Below are 17061 nucleotides of genomic sequence, written 5' to 3' on the forward strand. Positions count from 1 at the left end.
TCAGGGTACGCGTTTGGCGACAATAAACAGTCGTGGAAAGGCCAGCAGTATCTGCCCGTTTTCCTGGAGCGGATACTGCGCTTCCAGCAGCTGATGGTAGCGTTTGAGGTAGTTTTTCTGCTCACTCTCGTTGAGATCCTGCAACCACGGGCGTAAACCCGTCGCACTGACCCAGTCAATAATCGCCTGATGTGAACCCATTTTGTGGAAATAGGTGGTCCGCCAGATATCCACCTCGCAGCCTGCCTCCGTCAGAATATCGTAATAGGCGTGAACGCCCGGCAGCGGTTCCCGACCACGGTTCGGGTAGCCCTGTTCGCTGGCCACGTCACGCATGGCGACGTGGGTTGGTTCGAGCCAGTTATCCGGCATCTGGATCGCCAGCACACCGTTTAAGCGCAGCAGGGAAACCAGATGCGGCAGCAGATCGTAATGATTGGGTATCCACTGCAGCGAGGCGTTGGCGTAAATCAGGCTAAGCGGCTCCTGCGGCCTGTACTGGCGGATATCCGCCTCTACGAAGCGGCAGCCGGGCAGTGCAGCTCGTGCTTCCTCCAGCATCGCCGGAGAATTATCCACCCCGGTAATGTCGGCATCAGGCCAGCGCTGGCGAAGCAACGCGGTACTGTTTCCGGGGCCGCAACCCAAATCGACAATCGAGGCGACATCATCAAGCTGAACGCGGGCGAGCAGTTCTGCTGCGGGTCGTGTGCGTTCTTCACCGTATTGCAGGTAAAGAGAGGGATTCCAGTCGGCCATTTTTTACATCTCCGTCATGCATGGTTCAGCAAGAATAGCACAGGCAGCCACCTGCACGGCGGCAGGCAGCTGTTAAGACACAAGCCTATAAAATGCCTTTCAGCGCAACGTGATACAGCAGCATGATGGTTTTACCGTCGACGATCAGACCCTTTTCAATGCCCTTTAACGCCTCGTCGAGCGTAAGCTCCAGCACCTCGATATCTTCGCCTTCAGCCTTGATCCCGCCACCGGCGCTGGCCCGATCCTGGGGGTGATATTCCGCGAGGAAGAAATAGAGTTTTTCCGTGACCGAGCCAGGGCTCATGTAGGCCTCGAACACTTTTTCCACGCGCGATACCCGAAAACCGGTCTCTTCCTCGGCTTCCGCCTTAATACGACTTTCAGGATCCAGGTTATCGAGAAGCCCGGCAGCGGCCTCAATGAGATCGCCCGCGTGACCATTGATAAATACCGGAAATCGGAACTGGCGCGTCAAGATGACCGTCTTTTTGTCGCGGTTGTAGAGCAAAATCGTCGCCCCGTTTCCCCGGTCGTAAACCTCACGTGTCTGACGCTGCCACTCCCCATCGTGGCGCTGGCGGTCGAACGTGTATTTTTTCAGGCTGTACCAGTTATTGGACAATATTTCGTCCGCAATAATGCGTATATCTGCACGTTGCAAGGGCATGTTTGCTTCTCCTTAGGATGAGAAGCTATAATAAGCAGCAATAACGTGCGTCATCAAGATAAAACATGCAACTTCAGGATCTGATTATGCTGACCAGCCAGCGAAAGCAATTCATTATCGACATACTCCACGCCGACGGACAGGTGCAATCGAAGGCGTTAAGCCTTCATTTTGGCGTTTCGGAGGATACCATCCGCCGCGATTTACGTGAGCTTGCGGCAGAAGGGCGTTTGCAGCGCGTTCACGGCGGGGCGCTGCCGGCATCATCCGCGACGGCACCTTTTGCCGAACGCCAGACTTTAAAGGTGGATGCCAAGAAAAACGTAGCCCGCTGCGGCGCGCAGCTGATTTCGCCAGGTCAGGTTGTGATTATCGACGGAGGAACCACGACGTCCGAGCTGATCACCTTTCTGCCGCAGGATTTGAACATTACCGTTGTGACGCACAGCCCGGGCATTGCGCTGGGCCTTATCAATCATCCATACATCGAGGTGATTTTGATTGGAGGTCGGCTCTACAAACACTCCATTGTGACGGTCGGCGCGGCGGCAGTGGAGGGCATTGAAAAGATCCAGGCCGACCTGTTCTTTATGGGCGTCACGGGCATCCATCCGGAAGCCGGGCTGACAACCGGTGATTATGAAGAAGCCTCTATCAAACGCGCTTTCTCAGGCAGAGCAGCAGAGACGGTCGTGCTCGCTTCGCCGGAAAAAATCAACGCGGCATCATCTTTTGTTATCGGCGGCCTGTCGCTCGCCAATACGGTTGTGGTTGAAGCGAATACCGATCGCGCGTGGATAAATGCCATCGAAGAAAAGGGCGTTTCAGCCGTTAAGGCCGCGTGACCGCTAAACCAGGTTTCGTTATCCCTTTGAAGGGATATCATTTGATTTATCCCCTATAGGGGATAATACTGTGCTTATCCCCCATAGGGGATAAACTCACGGTGAGAGCGAGACACGATGAAAGCACCCATGATATACAGCCCGACGCAGCTGGCGAACGCCATGAGGCTGGTTCGCCAAAAAAACAACTGGACCCAGAGTGAGCTGGCAAAAAAGATAGGCATTAAGCAGGCGACGATTTCCAATTTTGAAAATGCCCCGGACAATACCACGCTAGCGACGTTTTTTAAGATACTCCAGTCGCTTGAGATGAGCGTGTCTTTGCACGAAGCAGACCATGCGGTTGCCGATAATCCACAGGAGCTGGACTGGTAATGCCGACATTAGTGACATGGATGAATAACGAACGCGTCGGTGAACTGACGAAATTGCCAACCGGTGCACATACGTACAGGTATGACAAAAGGTGGCTATCTAGCCCGTACGCCCGGCCTTTGTCGTTATCTCTGCCGCTGCAAACCGGTAATATCACCTCTGATGCCGTTTTTAACTTCTTTGATAACCTCCTGCCGGACAGTCCTGTCGTCAGGGATCGCATCGTGAAACGCTATCAGGCGAAATCTAAACAACCTTTTGATTTACTGGCAGAAATAGGTCGCGACAGCGTGGGCGCCGTGACGTTACTGCCGCCAGAAGAAGCGAGCCTGAATCCGGTCATGGCCTGGGAAACGCTCAGCGAGCAGAAGCTGGAAGCAATACTCTCGGCCTATAAATCCGATATTCCACTGGGGATGATTGATGACGAAAATGATTTTCGCATTTCCGTCGCCGGCGCCCAGGAAAAGACGGCGTTATTAAAAAAGGGAGATGACTGGTGCATCCCGAAAGGCACGATGCCAACGACCCATATCATTAAGTTGCCGATCGGCGAAATCAGGCAGCCTAACGCTACGCTGGATTTACGCGACAGCGTCGATAACGAATATTTCTGCCTCAAGTTCGCAAACGCACTGGGTTTTAAGGTGCCGAAAGCGGAAATCATCAACGCGGGCAGGGTGCGCGCGCTTGCCGTGGAACGCTTCGACAGGCGCTGGAATGCAGACCGCACCGTGTTACTGCGGCTGCCTCAGGAAGATATGTGTCAGACATTCGGACTGCCTTCCTCGTTAAAGTACGAATCCGACGGTGGCCCCGGCATTGCGCAAATCATGTCATTTTTACTCGGCTCTAGCGCTGCACTGAAAGATCGCCACAACTTTATGAAGTTCCAGGTGTTTCAGTGGCTGTTGGGCGCAACCGACGGCCATGCTAAAAATTTCTCGGTATTTATACAGGCGGGCGGAAGTTATCGGCTGACGCCATTCTATGACATCATCTCGGCATTCCCGGTACTCGGTGGCGCCGGTATTCACATCAGCGATTTGAAACTGGCAATGGGCCTGACGGCATCCAGGGGCCGAAAAAATGCCATCGATAAAATTCATCCGCGCCATTTTATGGCAACTGCAAAAGCGGTGAAGTTCCCGGAGGATCGGATGAGAGAGATTATGCAGTCGTTCGCAGATCACGTCCCGCTGGCGCTTAACGAGGTTATGGATTCGCTGCCGGAGGGTTTTTCCGACAAGGTGGCGACGTCGATAACATCCAACGTGCGCCGGTTGCATGCGCGTTTATGTAAAGAGGTTGGAAAGTGAGCGGTCTGGGTGATGCGATGAAGGTGGGCAATGACGTTGTAGAATTACTGGTTTTGATGTGATGGTATGTTAGTGCGCATAATGTATATTATGTTAAATGATATTGGTACGTATAGACCCAGTTATCGCGGGCAACTCAAAGCACTTTCGTTGTTTCCCGTTCCTTAGACCTATACCCTACCCCGGCCAACTTTGGTCCCACAAAAAGTACCAGAGACTTCTTGTGGGCAACATGCTGCTACATTAAAGCGTCGCGTTATAAGGTTGAACACCTAAAAATTAAACTCTAAAAGCCCTGTGCGCTTCGCTTCATCGATCCAAGTTCGGAATTCTTCCAGTAAGTTGTCATACAGTTTTTCGTCGCTGATTGAACCAAAATCATCCATAGCAAAGAAATGTGTGTTATCAACACGGCGATCTTTAAAGCCATCCAACTTTTTGAGGATGCCGTAATTTGAACCACCCAGCCCGACAAACTTCCAGAAAATGGGATAGTTAGCAGAACGTCGAATAGCATCTTTGATCTCACGAGTCTTGCTGATTCCACCATCGGTAATAAATACAACATATACAGGGAGTTTTGAGCTCTTGAAATAGTCGACAATTTCTTCCATGACCGGAGGCTCATTGTTTTTTGCACCAAGTCCCGGCAAGTTCTCCCAGGTAGAACGTCTGGCAACCCCTCGAATGGTTTGAATGTAGTTGTCCAGATTGTCCAGCGTAACGTTTGGATACTTCTTGTATTTCTCTCCAAACCCCCAGACGTCCATTTCACCGTTTTCATCGAACTGGGCGGCAATCACGGCAATGCGATCCAGTACGGACTGAACGTTGCCCTTACTGAACTGCCCACTCATGGAACCAGACGCGTCAAGCACAAACGCAACAGTTGCCTGCAGTGTGTCCAGTTTATTTTAGTGAGGCTGACCGAGGCCTTTTTAGCAAGGCTTACAAGGCGCGGTGATTTGGTTTCCAGTTTCTTTTCCAGACTTATACGAGCAGGTTGTGCTGGCTGCGGAGCCGGTTGTGCGACATCAACACCATAGCTAATGGCCAAAGGCTCAAGCCCACCGTTGAATCCCTGGCCAAGCGCACGAAATTTCCAGGCACCCTTATGGCAATATACTTCACCCAGGATGATTGCTTTCTCACTACGTCCCTGAGTTTCTGCCTTATACTCAGCGATACCCGGGATCTGGATACTTAACAAATTCAGCCCGCTAATGGTGTCCTCACCATCAATAACAACAGTGATCGCGATTTTACTAATAGTAGACGGAACACGATCCAGCATGATATCAATACTGGACTGGTGGGTACCGGTAACCAGCTTTACAGCTCCCTCAGGAGAAGACAGATTATTATAAAAAATAAAGTCGGCATCACCCGTAATCTTACCCTGAGCATTAAGCAGAAACAGGCAAGTATCAGGGTCACCTTTAAAGCCGGGTTTGGAAGGATACTGGAGATTTAACCTGATATAAGTTTGCTGAAGTAAAATGTTTTGTCCGGGTTGTAAATTCACAATAACTCTCCTGATTTATGATTATAAGGGTCTGAATACCGGCACAATCAGAGACTGGTTCGAGTCATTCTTTTGTCATGCCCACAGCAGTAGTTAAATTGCACTGCAAACAGATATGCCCGTCCCTTCTTTCTCTCATTAACCCTCTGATAGCGGATCGTAACCCAAAAAAAACCCCGACAGGGTGCCGGGGTCAGAACCAACGTTATTTTAGATGTTGACGCCGTGCTGAGACGCAAGAGCGCTCAGGCCACCCGCAAAGCCCTGGCCGACGGCTTTGAACTTCCACTCTGTACCATGGCGATACAGTTCACCGAAGATCATAGCGGTTTCGGTCGAGGCATCTTCAGACAGATCGAAACGGGCAATTTCTGCGCCATTATCATTATTAAATACGCGCATGTAGCTGTTGCTCACCATGCCGAAGTTTTGTTTACGCGCTTCTGCATCATAGATGGTAACGGCAAACACCAGTTTTTTGATCTCAGCTGAGACTTTGATCAGATCGATTTTGACCTGCTCATCGTCGCCGTCTCCTTCACCGGTACGGTTGTCACCCTGGTGTTCTACCGCACCATCAGGGGAGTTTTTATTATTGAAGAAAATGAAGTGGCCGTCTGAAAGCACTTTACCGTCTTCACCCACAGCGAAAACGGAAGCGTCCAGGTCAAAAGCCTGACCATCAGTTACACGCGCATCCCAGCCCAGGCCAACCATCGCTACATTCATGGTTGGTGCTTCTTTGGTCAGAGATACATTGCCGCCTTTTACGAGAGAAACTGCCATTTTAAGCTCCTGCAAACAGTTGAATTAGGGCTGAATCGACAGCCCCAGGTATAAAAATTATTTTTCCATCAGGACGCATTAATGCCGTACTGGGCACAAACAGATGCCAGACCACCCGCATACCCCTGACCCACTGCGCGGAATTTCCATTCACCATTGTGACGATACAGCTCGCCAAACAGCATGGCGGTTTCAGTGGACGCATCTTCGGTCAGATCGTAGCGAGCGACTTCAGTTTGGTTATCGTCATTAACCAGGCGAATAAACGCGCCAGACACCTGACCAAAGCTCTGACGACGTGCCTGCGCATCATGGATCGTCACAACGAAGATGATCTTGTCAACATCACCCGGAACGGCGTTCAGTTTAATTTTCAGGGATTCATCATCGCCCTCGCCTTCACCGGTACGGTTATCGCCGGTATGCGTTACGGAACCGTCAGCTGACATCAGGTTGTTATAGAAGATGAAATCAGCGTCACCGCGCACTTTACCGTTAGCGGCCAGCAAGAATGCTGAAGCATCAAGGTCAAAGTCCTGACCGTCCGTTGAACGTGCATCCCAGCCAAGCCCCACCAGGACATTTTTCATCGACGGCGCAGCTTTACTCAGGGAGACGTTCCCGCCTTTTGAAAGAGAAACACTCATAAAACAACCTCTTAGATTACTCATTATTAAGGTTAACCCCCAAGGGGATCAGCTCACCTTTTCCTCAGATTCAGGCTTGCTCGGGAACATAACGCTTGCAATGATACCCAGCGCGAGAACACCCAGTACGACATACAGGCTGGTTGTTGCCGGGATGCTATAGCCATGCTGCCAGATGTGATCGGTCGCATTCAGACCCAGTTTCGCCGCAATGAAAAACAGCAGCACGATGACGGCCTTCTCCAGGTGAACCAGATACTGTTTCAGTGCCTCAAGGACAAAGTACAGGGTACGCAGGCCCAGGATGGCAAACATCATGGCACTGTAGACAATGAGTGGCTCACGACTGACGGCAATGATTGCCGGTACTGAATCAAACGCAAACATGACATCAGAAAGTTCAACCACGGCCACACACAGGAACAAAGGTGTAGCATACAGCGCCGCCTTTTGAAGGCGGCCGATGGTCACATCGCTGTTTTCTGGCTTCGCCAGTTCGGCATCCACTTCCTTTTGATTTAGCAGGAATGCATGACCTGTGAGCTTCGGCCAGACAGGAAAAAAGCGTTTCACCATGCGGTAAGCCAGGTGCTGGGAGTAATCCTCAATTTCATCATCGTCATCACCGCTTTTAAGCATCATGACCGCTGTCCAGGCAACGATGACAGCGAAGACGACTTCGACATACGGCCCCAAACTCAGCAGGCCTGTACCGATGGCAACAAAGATGCCCCGGAAGATAATGGCACCAATAATCCCCCAGTACAGAACACGATGGCGATAGCGATCCGGTACAGCAAACCAGGAGAAGATGGCCATCATGACAAACAGGTTGTCGACCGAAAGCACTTTCTCCAGCGCATAACCCGTGACGAACAGGCTGGCGACTTCAGCGCCGTGATGAATGTAGAGGAAACCGGCAAATGTCATCGCCACCACAACCCAGAATACAGACCAGAGCGCCGCACTCTTCAGAGAAATGGGCTTATCATCCCGGTGCATAAACAGGTCAATAAAGATGGCACCGACTGAAAGCGCAATGAAAACAGTGACTGTTTCAGTCGGGAAGCCGATGTGTGTTGAAACCATTTTTTACCCTTAGGGATGTGGATCAAAGGCCAAATTCAGCTGGGTCAAAGCCCAACGCGAGTGCCATTTCGCGGGAGGCAAGTTTCTCATCCTGATCGAAATTACCGTCACTCTTCGCAACAGCAATACCCACGCGTAACGCAAGCTGAGCGGCCTCAGGCTGATCTTTCAGCGCCAGGATGTATTTCATGGTTTCGCCCTTGCCGATTTCCATATCGAAATCAAAGCTTGATACCAGCTGATTGAAAAACGCGATCACCTCATTGGTATCGAATACGTTCAATTCTTCCGAAGCACGCATGAACCCCATCATTTTCTGCTTTTCCTCTGCGCTCACGCCGTCACTGGACACGGCAATACGGGCGCAGACAGCTACGGTGCCCTGCATAAATTTTTTGTTTTTGAAACGGCCAACCTGGCGGGTCAGTTCGTCCCGGCTTGTGTTAATGGCACCTTTTACTTTGCCGAAAAAGCTCATATCTGTTTCCTTTGTTGCTGTGTTATTTAGAACCGGCGCTCCAGCGAAATCCCCAGCCAAATGCCTGGTCCAGTTCAGACTGACTTTTGAAATACTGGTTGATACGCTCAACTTTAATCGCGCCGTTTTCGTTTACGAGTCTGGCAATGGCGCACAACGTGCGACGGTTTTCACCTTCTGTCAGGCGGGTTTCGATCGGGGGCTGATCCGGAACGTGAAGGGTGACCACACCATCTGTTTTATCCCAACTGGGCACGCCTCCATAAATAAAGGCGTAAATCAGCACTTCACGAATATGCATCCATTCACGGCCATTGATATGCAGCCATTCACCCTCTGATACATCCCCCGTGCGATCATCGCCCTTAAGCTGAACGTAAGGTTCATTGTGGTAATCACCGAAAGCTTTACCCAACGCCTGAATGACAGACTTATAACCGTCCTGTAGCTCAACAAACGCGCCCAAATCCAGATCGACACCTTTGGAACCGAACAGACCCGCCAAACCGGATTTGCTGCTATCCCGGTGCCAGTTCAGGTTAATCCGTATTTCACCGAAGTTATCCCGCTTGGCCAGGCTAATGGCAGGCTTCTCTTTAGTGAGCGATACCTTACTCAGGCTGATTTTTGTCTCAACGGGCGCAGACGTTACGACAGGAGGTGTCGGAGCTGCCGAAGCAGGCTCGTCGGCAATATTGACACCGAAATGTTCTGCCAGGGGTTTAAGCCCACCATTGAATCCTTGCGCAACGAAGCGGAATTTCCAGTCATTATGACGGCGATAAAATTCACCCAGAATCAAGGCTGCTTCCTGACGGCCGTTCAGTTCGACAAGGCCACTAATAAGGCTTGTCGCCCCCTGCTCCACGTCGACGGAAAGTGTGCAGAGACCAGCCACCGTCTGCCCACCGTCACAGGTCACGGTAAAGGCTATTTTCTGGACATCAGGTTTCAGCCGGTTGAGCGCGACAGTAAACGTTGAGTACTGGCCTTCACTGACCAGACTGACGGTACCATCGTCGTTACGCGGCTGGCCGTAAAACACCATGTCCGCATCACCCTGCACCTTACCATCTGCGTACAGGCGAAAAGCAGAAGCATCCACCTGTCCGCCCGAGGTGACCCGAACCCGTAGTTCCTGACCTGGAACGGGGGCATTCCCCCCCGGCGTCAGGTTCATTAGCGGATAACCACTGAAACGATATCGGCGTGCATATCATCAATTGTGCGGCCACGGCAGGCATGTCCAAGGGCAGTAAAGTCCCAGCTGCCATTATTACGACACAGCGAGGAAATAACGATCCCGGTATGTGCGCCCTGCTCAGACAGTTTGTAGTGAGCCAATTCCTTACCTGCTTGATCGACCACTCGGCAGAACGCATTTTCGACATCATTGAACGACTGACCACGGAAGCTATTCACGGTAAAAGCCAGATATTCAATGTTTGCAGGCAGACTGGTCAGGTTAACCTTGATAACTTCATCATCGCCACTCCCTTCCCCAGTCAGATTATCACCACTGTGAATGACAGAACCGCAGGTGGATTTCAGTTTGCGGAACCAGATGGTGTCAATTGTTTTACCTGTGCTGTCCATTAATACGCAACCAGCATCAAGATCGATTGATTCATTGCCACCTAATAAATTACCAAAAAAACCTTTCTTCTTAATTTGATCCCAACCGAGACCGAATTGAAGTTGGCTTAATGCTGACGATTCTTTGCTGAGTGATACCGTCTGGTTCTTACTTAATGAAACCATACTTTATTCCTTAAAATGGTATTGACCGAGACAATGAGAGGTATGTTCATTTACTGATTAAAAAAATCATATCATGATGAAGTACCCTGGCAAGGTATATTTTTTCTGTTTTCATTAAATTATGGTAGCGTAAATTACCTACTGATTACGCATAGCCACACCTCTACATATACAATAGGTCAATAATTAGAACTAAAACATAAAACCCCTAAATATCGGGTAATGCTTTTAATCATATTATGATTGACATGCTATTTTGCCATCCATAGACTCACCTCTCAATAATAATCTTGCGGCGTTCTGGATAATTAAAAAAGTGAACAGAAAAATATGGTTTATGGAAGGTTTATCATCACAGCGTGATATTATTCACGGGGTAAATTCATTTGCACAAAAATATAACTTCAACATTAGCGTTTTTGCCTCCCATCGTAACGCAAGAAATGAGATTCTTTCTGTTGCCGATTATTCTTTAACAGAACCTGAAGATCCTCAGGCACGGCTTCAATTTATTCTGGAAACCATCCAGAACCATGGCATTCACCATGTTCATACGGGCCGTAACAGCCAGTGGCTGGAGGAACACCGCACGGTTATAGAGTCAAAAGGGGTTACCCTGACTACCGGTGCAATGGGAGTCGAGTGGTTTACTCTCGCAGACGATAAAGTGAATTTTGCTCGGTTTATGGAGCAAAACAGGCTCCCGGTCGTGCCTTCCTGGCGCGTGAATACGCTTGCTGAATTAAAGGCGCACCTCGCCGCCCCGCCGTTCTCTGACAGTCCGGTGTGCGTCAAGCCGATTACCGGCATCTATGGCATGGGATTCTGGCGCTTTGATGATACGGCTTCGCCCATGGCCGTCATTAATCATCCAGAGCATCGCCTTGTCAGTCCGCAACAGTATATTGCAGCAGTAGCGGCCTCTGAGTCGTTTAAACCTCTTGTTTTGATGCCCTACCTGCCGGGCCCGGAGTTTTCCGTCGATATTCTTGCGGATAACGGCGAGATACTTGCCGCCGTGGGACGCCGTAAGGAAGGGGCTATGCAGTATCTGGTCAACGAAGGATGCGCCTGGGAGCTGGCGTGTGCCTGCGCCCGGGTGATGAAAGCGGACGGACTGGTTAATGTTCAGACGCGAAACGATATGCATGGCAACCCGGTGCTGCTGGAAACGAACATGCGTCCGTCAGGCGGGGTGGGTTATACCCTTCACAGCGGAGTAAACCTTCCCGGGCTGTTTGCCGCCTGTAAGCTTGGTTTGATGACGCAAGAAGCGGTGGTCCAGAGCGCTAAAAATAGCTTCTCACCTGTTGCGGTCAGATCCATCACGGATGTCATCGTATACCCGGAAACACTTTCTAACCGACTGAATTAAGGCGCATGTATGTCTGATATCCTTGAAGATATGATTTATCGCCGTAGGCTTTCATGCGGTACGATTCAGGTCGACCGGGACCGCGGTGAAATATTGCTCGAAGACCTGTTTGATATCGCTGAAAGACGCAACCCAAAACGGGCCTTCCTGTTTGTCAGCAAAGTTCTCGGCAGGCATATTCCCGTCCCTCCCTCTGTCATGCGGCAGGTCTACAGGCAGCTTGCAGACAAATTTCCTTCACAACTGACAGAACCGGTGCTGTTTATCGGTATGGCTGAAACGGCCGTTGGTCTCGGGGCGGGAGTGTTTGACGAAGTACGCCACCAGTACCGTGAATCTTTATATCTGACCTCTACCCGTCACCCGGTTGATGGCACGTTGCTTTGCGAATTCAAGGAAGAACACAGCCATGCCACCGATCATCTGATTTATCTGCCTGATGATGAAGAGAAAAGACGCCGTCTAAGCGAAGCAAGAACGCTGGTTTTAGTCGATGACGAGGCAACAACCGGTAATACCTTTATTAACCTGCTGGCTGCCCTGCGGAATACCGGCAAGCTCCAGCATATCGAACAGGTTATCGCCGTAACGCTTACCGACTGGAGTGGCAATGCGCTGTCTGAGCGTAGCCCCTTACCTGTTAGTTCAGTATCGCTCGTCAGCGGCCAGTGGGGATGGACTCCCTTACCTGATGCGCCTGTCCCGGACATGCCAAAGGTCAACGTCACGTCTCGCGGAGAATGGGACATTCAGGGTAAACAGTCCTGGGGTCGCCTGGGGATGCTTGCACCTGCAGCCGATCTTGGCCAGGCAGTAACCGTCCGCCAGGGAGAGCGTGTTCTGGTTCTCGGGACAGGTGAATTCGTCTGGGAGCCTTTCCTGCTCGCGGAACGGCTCGAAGCTGCCGGAGCACAGGCATTTTACGGTTCGACCACCCGCTCTCCTATCGCCGTTGGTTATGCCATTGAGTCCGCGATCTCCTTCACGGACAACTATGGGCTGGGCATTCCCAATTTTGTCTACAACGTGGCCCATCAGCAGTTTGACCGCATCCTTGTTTGTACTGAGACCCCCGCAGAAAGTATTGATAACCAGCTTCTAAAAGCGCTGGCTGAGGTTGCGCCCGTCGTGGAGATTATTACCTATGAATAAACCCGTTGTTCTGAGCGACCTTGACGACACGCTGTTTCAGACCCGGCGAAAAATGGTGGACGAACTGGCACTGGAACCCTTTCGTACCGGTGCGGTTGATCCCACCCAGAAGCCACGAAGTTTTATGACAGAAGAGCAGTCCATGTTGGTGGACTGGCTTCTTGAGCAGGCTGAGCTCATTCCTGTTACCGCACGGGGAACTGAAGAAATCAACCGCGTCCGGATCCCTTTCCGCTCCTGGGCAATCACCACGCACGGGGCCGTTATTCTCACGCCGGAGGGTAAACCCGACGAGGAGTGGAAAGCCCACATGCTCGGCCAACTGGCGCCCTATCAGGAAAAGCTGACATCGATGCAGCGCCAGATTACTGAAATGATGGACGCAAACGGGATCAATGTCTGGGCCAGACTGAATACTGAATACGGTGAGACGGCGGTTTATATGGTGATGAAACACCGCGACAGCACCCGCCTTGACGAGCTCAATGCCATTGCAGATGAGATAGAAACCGTGTTTCCGATGGATGGCTTCTACATCCACCGCAACAGTAATAACGTGGCCTGGCTTCCCACCCCGGTAGAAAAAGGGCTGGCCGTCAGCTGGCTGCTTGAAAAACTTCGGGCTGAACGCGGGGTTTTCCCCGTGATTGGTCTGGGTGACAGCCTGAGCGATCACCGTTTTATGAAACTGTGCAGCTGGTTTGGCATTCCGCGTCAAAGTCAGTTTGCAGATGCCATCTCACAGCGAATTTTCGGAGAAAAATAACATGCACTCACATAAGACATTCTCCGGCTCTTACCAGCCCGGCGACGTGGAATTCCTGCTAAAACCGGTTGTCATTGAGATGACGTCGGTTGAGCAAAAAGAAGCGCTGATTCAGTCGGGGAAAAAACATTATTCGGACATGCTCAGCCAGGAGCCCGCGCCCACGCAATGGCATCTTGATGTGTTTCACCGGGCGCTGGATAGGGGCGCAGAAAGACTTGCAAAAGAAGTCATGCAGCTCGCTATAGCTCTGGCCGAACGCTTCGGTGATGAGCCCATTGTTCTGGCCAGTCTTGTCAGGGCTGGCGTACCGCTCGGCGTTATGCTGCACCAGGCCCTGCGTGATATGGGGAAAACTTCCTGGCATTACGGCATCAGCATCATCCGGGATCGCGGAATTGACACTGCTGCGCTCGACGTCATTGAAGAACGACATGGTACCGGCGGTATTGTGTTTGTTGACGGATGGACAGGTAAAGGCGCCATTTCCGGCGAGCTGGTACGCGCCCTGAAAGATCGCCCGGGCTACCCTGAGCAGCCGCGACTGGTTGTCCTGGCCGATCCCTGCGGCTGTTCCTGGCTTGCTGCCAGTGATGACGACTGGCTCATTCCTTTTGGCATCATGGGTGCACCGGTGTCAGGCCTGATCTCCCGGTCAGTATGGTCTTCTGAAGGGCTGCATGGTTGCATGGTTTGCGCGCATCTCAGCGAATACGAATGCAGCCGGATGCTTGTCGATACCGTCGCTCGTTTCCGTAAGACGCTAGCGCCGTCATCCCTCGCGCCTCTCAACTGGAATACAGAAACCGCCCGGGCCTTATGGCAGACAAGTCGCGACGTTATCGCGTTCCTGGCCGCTGAATTTAACGTGGACAGCGTCAATCGAATCAAGCCAGGCATTGCGGAGGCAACCCGGGCGATATTGCGTCGGGTTCCGGATCATGTCTTCGTCCGTTCCATGGACGATCCGGACGTTGCCCTGCTCACAGGTCTTGCTCGTGAAAAGAAAATAGTTGTGACAGAAATGGGGGAAACCCTCGGCCAGTACCGGGCTGCAACCATTATCAAGAAGGTGATCTGATGAAAAATCGTCTTTCTCCCTGGAATCTGGGAGCCACACTTTACATGCCTGCAACCCGGGAAGATATTGCTGATGCCGTTATGCACGAGAAAATACCGGGCTTACGTTCCCTGGTCATTTGCCTTGAGGATGCCGTCAGTGAAGCAGACATCCCCCTTGCCCTCAGCAATCTTGAGCAACTGCTGCTCGAGCTCAGTCACAGCATGCGTAGCCGGGGTAAAAAGGACTGGCCTCTGGTGTTTATTCGCCCCCGGCATACCGAAATGGGCAAAAGATTAAAAGAGCATTTTGACCTTTCCGCTGTCGACGGATTTGTATTGCCGAAATTTACCCTCAGTTCGTTAACGGAGTGGTGGGATATCATGGGCGGGACACACCTGTGCATGATGCCGACGCTGGAAACAGATGACGTCTTTGACGTGGTGCAGATGCGTGAGCTCGCCACCCGACTGGTGGAACACCCCTGTCACGAACGCATTATTGCGCTTCGAATCGGTGGTAATGATCTTATGAACGTTGTGTCGCTTCGTCGCCCCCGGGATCTGACGCTGTATGAAAGCCCAATGGGTTACGTCATTAAAATGCTCGTTTCTGTCTTTGGGCCGCGGGATTTCGCCCTGACCGCGCCCGTGTGTGAGCATATTGACGATCAGGTCGTCATGGCCAGAGAGCTGGCTCAGGATATGGCGCATGGGCTCGTGGGTAAAACAGCCATCCACCCGCGCCAGATAGAGGTGATTCAAAACGCGCTGATGGTTACTCAGGGTGAACACTCTGACGCTCTGCGGATCCTGAACTCTACCCAGGCGGTGTTTAAGTCTCAGGGAGCCATGTGTGAACCCGCTACACACCGCCGCTGGGCGGCCGGAATTCTCGACCGAGCGCGCTTTTATGGTTTACAGAATGAGCAAAGCGCTGATGGCATCAGATTACTTTCCGTCACCCAGAATCATTAAGTAAAAGACGCTAACAATGCAATTAAATACCAGACAGGCCCGGATTTTTAAGCTTGCCAACATCCTGGGCTCCGGCAAGCCTGTCCCCGCCTGCAATATTATTTCCAGGCTGGAATGTTCAGAGCCAACGTTAACCCGGGCGCTAAAAGAGATACGCGAATCCTATTCAGCAGAAATCAAATACAGCAAGGCGGGTCACTCCTATCATCTCATTAACCCGGGGCTGCTGGATAAAAAGACCCTGCGGCGGATGAATGAAGCGCTCGCACAGCATGACGGGCTAAAAACCAGTGAGTCTGCAGGAAAAGTTTTTCTGGACAAGGATAAAAAAACGGCGGTGTCGTTATCGCTACGCCTGCGAATTTTAAGAAAAATTGACCGTTTGGCCGCGCTGAGTGAGAGCACCCGCAGTGAAGCGGTCGAGAAACTGGCCTTGCGCGTCGTCGACGAACTGATCAAAGAATGTAGCGTTAAAAAGTCCTGACCTTGAACCTCAGGCCGGGCGAAACCCCGGCCGCGCACCGTCACGACACCGCCCGACAGACTTCCCGCACCTTCTCCCTTAACCACCGGTGACCCTGATCGTTTTCCATTTTAGGGTGCCACATTTGCGAAACCGTTATGACCCGCGCAGTTAACGGTAATTCGAAAATATGCAGTTTGTCGGTCATCTGCTGGTTCAACAGATACAGTGCGGGCACCATCGCGATAAGATTGGATTCCAGCGCCACCGATAATGCGGTCGGAAAGCCGGGGACAACGCTGGCGACTTTACGTTTAAGGCCCAGCTCCGCCAGCGCTTCGTCGACAAAACCGTTGAGCGAGCCGTCGGGCGCTGCAACCACATGTCCCCATGAAATAAAGGCATTCACGTCTATCTTTGGCAATGAAACCAGCGGATGCGCTTTGCGAACCGCGCCGACAAAACGATCCTGGAACAGTCGCTGAATGCGGATCTCTGGACCCATGTTGCTTTGCACACCGATTTCCAGATCAACCAGACCTTCACGCAAATAGCGCGAGGTTTTCTCCGGTTTCGGCGCAAATCGCAAACAGACGTCAGGTGCCGCTTTTGCGACGGATGCAATCAGCGCGGGTCCAAACGCGACCACAAAGCCATCGTTCGCTCTGATGGTGAAAAGCCGCGCAAGTTCTTCCACCTTCAGCGTGTCGGCGGACGGCTGAAGCACCGCCCTCGCCTCGTGCACCGCGTTTCTGGCACGCTCTCTGGCGGCTTCAGCCCAGGGCGTCAGGGCCATATTGCGGCCTGCGCGAACCAGAATCGGATCGCCCGTCACATCACGCAGCCTGCTCAACGTGCGGCTCATGGCCGATGAACTGAGGTTTAAACGCCGTGCTGCGCCGGCCACGCTGGCTTCGGTGAGCAGTACATCAAGCGCAACAAGCAAATTAAGATCCGGGTCCGCCATACAAGCCTCGTGAGAAAGTGATAAGGCGTTTCATGCAACGATTAAGT

General features: G+C 51.7%; 18 protein-coding genes and 1 pseudogene. 9 read left to right on the plus strand and 10 right to left on the minus strand.

The features are described from left to right. Both tam and QLG21_RS11130 read right to left on the minus strand, forming a co-directional pair. A complete protein-coding gene (tam, locus tag QLG21_RS11125) occupies positions 1–759 on the minus strand; it encodes a trans-aconitate 2-methyltransferase (protein WP_282484402.1) in 759 nt (252 codons plus the stop codon). A gap of 85 nt (positions 760–844) precedes the next feature. Next, on the minus strand, positions 845–1429 hold the full coding sequence (locus QLG21_RS11130; RefSeq protein WP_006175284.1) for a hydrolase YffH: 585 nt from the start codon (positions 1427–1429) through the stop codon (positions 845–847). 86 nt (positions 1430–1515) lie between these two features. Here QLG21_RS11130 and QLG21_RS11135 point away from each other — a divergent pair, with 86 nt between their 5' ends. The 3 genes from QLG21_RS11135 to QLG21_RS11145 all read left to right on the plus strand — a co-directional run bounded on the left by QLG21_RS11135 (position 1516) and on the right by QLG21_RS11145 (position 3968). Next, positions 1516–2274, plus strand: coding sequence for a DeoR/GlpR family DNA-binding transcription regulator (locus tag QLG21_RS11135; protein ID WP_137848893.1), 759 nt, complete (start codon positions 1516–1518; stop codon positions 2272–2274). A gap of 117 nt (positions 2275–2391) precedes the next feature. Continuing rightward, on the plus strand, positions 2392–2649 hold the full coding sequence (gene hipB / locus QLG21_RS11140; RefSeq protein WP_101737717.1) for a type II toxin-antitoxin system antitoxin HipB: 258 nt from the start codon (positions 2392–2394) through the stop codon (positions 2647–2649). After that, positions 2649–3968, plus strand: a complete 1320-nt coding sequence (locus QLG21_RS11145; RefSeq protein ID WP_137848620.1) for a type II toxin-antitoxin system HipA family toxin — start codon at positions 2649–2651, stop codon at positions 3966–3968. The genes hipB and QLG21_RS11145 overlap by 1 nt, the downstream gene beginning before the upstream one ends. 272 nt (positions 3969–4240) lie before the next feature. On the opposite strand, the pseudogene QLG21_RS11150 reads toward QLG21_RS11145, so the two are convergent. From QLG21_RS11150 to QLG21_RS11180, 7 genes and pseudogenes are all read right to left on the minus strand, one after another. Beyond that, positions 4241–5493, minus strand: a pseudogene (locus QLG21_RS11150) (VWA domain-containing protein). 210 nt (positions 5494–5703) lie between these two features. Beyond that, positions 5704–6279 carry a TerD family protein gene (locus tag QLG21_RS11155; RefSeq protein ID WP_282484403.1) on the minus strand — a complete coding sequence of 192 codons (576 nt, stop codon included), beginning with the start codon at positions 6277–6279 and terminating at the stop codon, positions 5704–5706. Positions 6280–6347: 68 nt separating this feature from the next. Next, entirely contained in the window at positions 6348–6926 is a 579-nt protein-coding gene (gene terD, locus QLG21_RS11160; protein WP_282484404.1) for a tellurium resistance membrane protein TerD, read from the minus strand. A 48-nt stretch (positions 6927–6974) separates the two neighbouring features. Then, positions 6975–8015: a tellurium resistance membrane protein TerC gene (gene terC, locus QLG21_RS11165; RefSeq protein ID WP_282484405.1), complete on the minus strand. Its 1041-nt coding sequence runs from the start codon at positions 8013–8015 to the stop codon at positions 6975–6977. A gap of 22 nt (positions 8016–8037) precedes the next feature. Further along, positions 8038–8493 (minus strand): tellurite resistance TerB family protein, encoded by a 456-nt coding sequence (locus QLG21_RS11170; RefSeq protein ID WP_282484406.1) that lies wholly within the window; start codon positions 8491–8493, stop codon positions 8038–8040. Positions 8494–8515: 22 nt separating this feature from the next. Beyond that, positions 8516–9673 carry a TerD family protein gene (locus QLG21_RS11175; protein WP_282484407.1) on the minus strand — a complete coding sequence of 386 codons (1158 nt, stop codon included), beginning with the start codon at positions 9671–9673 and terminating at the stop codon, positions 8516–8518. Then, the gene (locus tag QLG21_RS11180; protein WP_282484408.1) at positions 9673–10254 is read right to left on the minus strand and encodes a TerD family protein; all 582 of its coding nucleotides are present in this window, start codon (positions 10252–10254) and stop codon (positions 9673–9675) included. Before QLG21_RS11180 ends, QLG21_RS11175 begins: the two co-directional genes overlap by 1 nt. Positions 10255–10570: 316 nt before the next feature. Here QLG21_RS11180 and QLG21_RS11185 point away from each other — a divergent pair, with 316 nt between their 5' ends. Genes QLG21_RS11185 through QLG21_RS11210 form a run of 6 tightly spaced genes read left to right on the plus strand, consistent with a single transcriptional unit; the run spans position 10571 to position 16068 of the window. Further along, on the plus strand, positions 10571–11629 hold the full coding sequence (locus QLG21_RS11185) for an ATP-grasp domain-containing protein (RefSeq protein ID WP_282484409.1): 1059 nt from the start codon (positions 10571–10573) through the stop codon (positions 11627–11629). 9 nt (positions 11630–11638) lie between these two features. Beyond that, the gene (locus QLG21_RS11190) at positions 11639–12781 is read left to right on the plus strand and encodes a phosphoribosyltransferase domain-containing protein (protein ID WP_282484410.1); all 1143 of its coding nucleotides are present in this window, start codon (positions 11639–11641) and stop codon (positions 12779–12781) included. After that, positions 12774–13547, plus strand: a complete 774-nt coding sequence (locus QLG21_RS11195; RefSeq protein WP_282484411.1) for a hypothetical protein — start codon at positions 12774–12776, stop codon at positions 13545–13547. Before QLG21_RS11190 ends, QLG21_RS11195 begins: the two co-directional genes overlap by 8 nt. Position 13548: 1 nt before the next feature. Next, the gene (locus QLG21_RS11200; protein WP_282484412.1) at positions 13549–14628 is read left to right on the plus strand and encodes a cysteine protease StiP family protein; all 1080 of its coding nucleotides are present in this window, start codon (positions 13549–13551) and stop codon (positions 14626–14628) included. After that, positions 14628–15584 (plus strand): HpcH/HpaI aldolase/citrate lyase family protein, encoded by a 957-nt coding sequence (locus QLG21_RS11205; RefSeq protein ID WP_282484413.1) that lies wholly within the window; start codon positions 14628–14630, stop codon positions 15582–15584. The genes QLG21_RS11200 and QLG21_RS11205 overlap by 1 nt, the downstream gene beginning before the upstream one ends. A gap of 16 nt (positions 15585–15600) precedes the next feature. After that, positions 15601–16068: a tellurium resistance protein TerW gene (locus tag QLG21_RS11210; RefSeq protein WP_282484414.1), complete on the plus strand. Its 468-nt coding sequence runs from the start codon at positions 15601–15603 to the stop codon at positions 16066–16068. Between the two features lie 40 nt (positions 16069–16108). On the opposite strand, the gene QLG21_RS11215 is transcribed toward QLG21_RS11210, so the two are convergent. After that, on the minus strand, positions 16109–17014 hold the full coding sequence (locus tag QLG21_RS11215; protein ID WP_282484415.1) for a LysR family transcriptional regulator: 906 nt from the start codon (positions 17012–17014) through the stop codon (positions 16109–16111). Between the last annotated feature and the right edge of the window lie 47 nt (positions 17015–17061).

The organism is Enterobacter sp. V87_3 (genome assembly GCF_029967835.1).
In the GTDB taxonomy this organism is placed as follows: domain Bacteria; phylum Pseudomonadota; class Gammaproteobacteria; order Enterobacterales; family Enterobacteriaceae; genus Enterobacter; species Enterobacter cancerogenus.

What these genes read in the sequence shown, in the direction of transcription:
- tam (WP_282484402.1), bottom strand. Translation starts at nt 759, where the DNA reads ATGGCCGACTGGAATCCCTCTCTTTACCTGCAATACGGTGAAGAACGC.
- QLG21_RS11130 (WP_006175284.1), bottom strand. Translation starts at nt 1,429, where the DNA reads ATGCCCTTGCAACGTGCAGATATACGCATTATTGCGGACGAAATATTG.
- QLG21_RS11135 (WP_137848893.1), top strand. Translation starts at nt 1,516, where the DNA reads ATGCTGACCAGCCAGCGAAAGCAATTCATTATCGACATACTCCACGCC.
- hipB (WP_101737717.1), top strand. Translation starts at nt 2,392, where the DNA reads ATGAAAGCACCCATGATATACAGCCCGACGCAGCTGGCGAACGCCATG.
- QLG21_RS11145 (WP_137848620.1), top strand. Translation starts at nt 2,649, where the DNA reads ATGCCGACATTAGTGACATGGATGAATAACGAACGCGTCGGTGAACTG.
- QLG21_RS11155 (WP_282484403.1), bottom strand. Translation starts at nt 6,279, where the DNA reads ATGGCAGTTTCTCTCGTAAAAGGCGGCAATGTATCTCTGACCAAAGAA.
- terD (WP_282484404.1), bottom strand. Translation starts at nt 6,926, where the DNA reads ATGAGTGTTTCTCTTTCAAAAGGCGGGAACGTCTCCCTGAGTAAAGCT.
- terC (WP_282484405.1), bottom strand. Translation starts at nt 8,015, where the DNA reads ATGGTTTCAACACACATCGGCTTCCCGACTGAAACAGTCACTGTTTTC.
- QLG21_RS11170 (WP_282484406.1), bottom strand. Translation starts at nt 8,493, where the DNA reads ATGAGCTTTTTCGGCAAAGTAAAAGGTGCCATTAACACAAGCCGGGAC.
- QLG21_RS11175 (WP_282484407.1), bottom strand. Translation starts at nt 9,673, where the DNA reads ATGAACCTGACGCCGGGGGGGAATGCCCCCGTTCCAGGTCAGGAACTA.
- QLG21_RS11180 (WP_282484408.1), bottom strand. Translation starts at nt 10,254, where the DNA reads ATGGTTTCATTAAGTAAGAACCAGACGGTATCACTCAGCAAAGAATCG.
- QLG21_RS11190 (WP_282484410.1), top strand. Translation starts at nt 11,639, where the DNA reads ATGTCTGATATCCTTGAAGATATGATTTATCGCCGTAGGCTTTCATGC.
- QLG21_RS11195 (WP_282484411.1), top strand. Translation starts at nt 12,774, where the DNA reads ATGAATAAACCCGTTGTTCTGAGCGACCTTGACGACACGCTGTTTCAG.
- QLG21_RS11200 (WP_282484412.1), top strand. Translation starts at nt 13,549, where the DNA reads ATGCACTCACATAAGACATTCTCCGGCTCTTACCAGCCCGGCGACGTG.
- QLG21_RS11205 (WP_282484413.1), top strand. Translation starts at nt 14,628, where the DNA reads ATGAAAAATCGTCTTTCTCCCTGGAATCTGGGAGCCACACTTTACATG.
- QLG21_RS11210 (WP_282484414.1), top strand. Translation starts at nt 15,601, where the DNA reads ATGCAATTAAATACCAGACAGGCCCGGATTTTTAAGCTTGCCAACATC.
- QLG21_RS11215 (WP_282484415.1), bottom strand. Translation starts at nt 17,014, where the DNA reads ATGGCGGACCCGGATCTTAATTTGCTTGTTGCGCTTGATGTACTGCTC.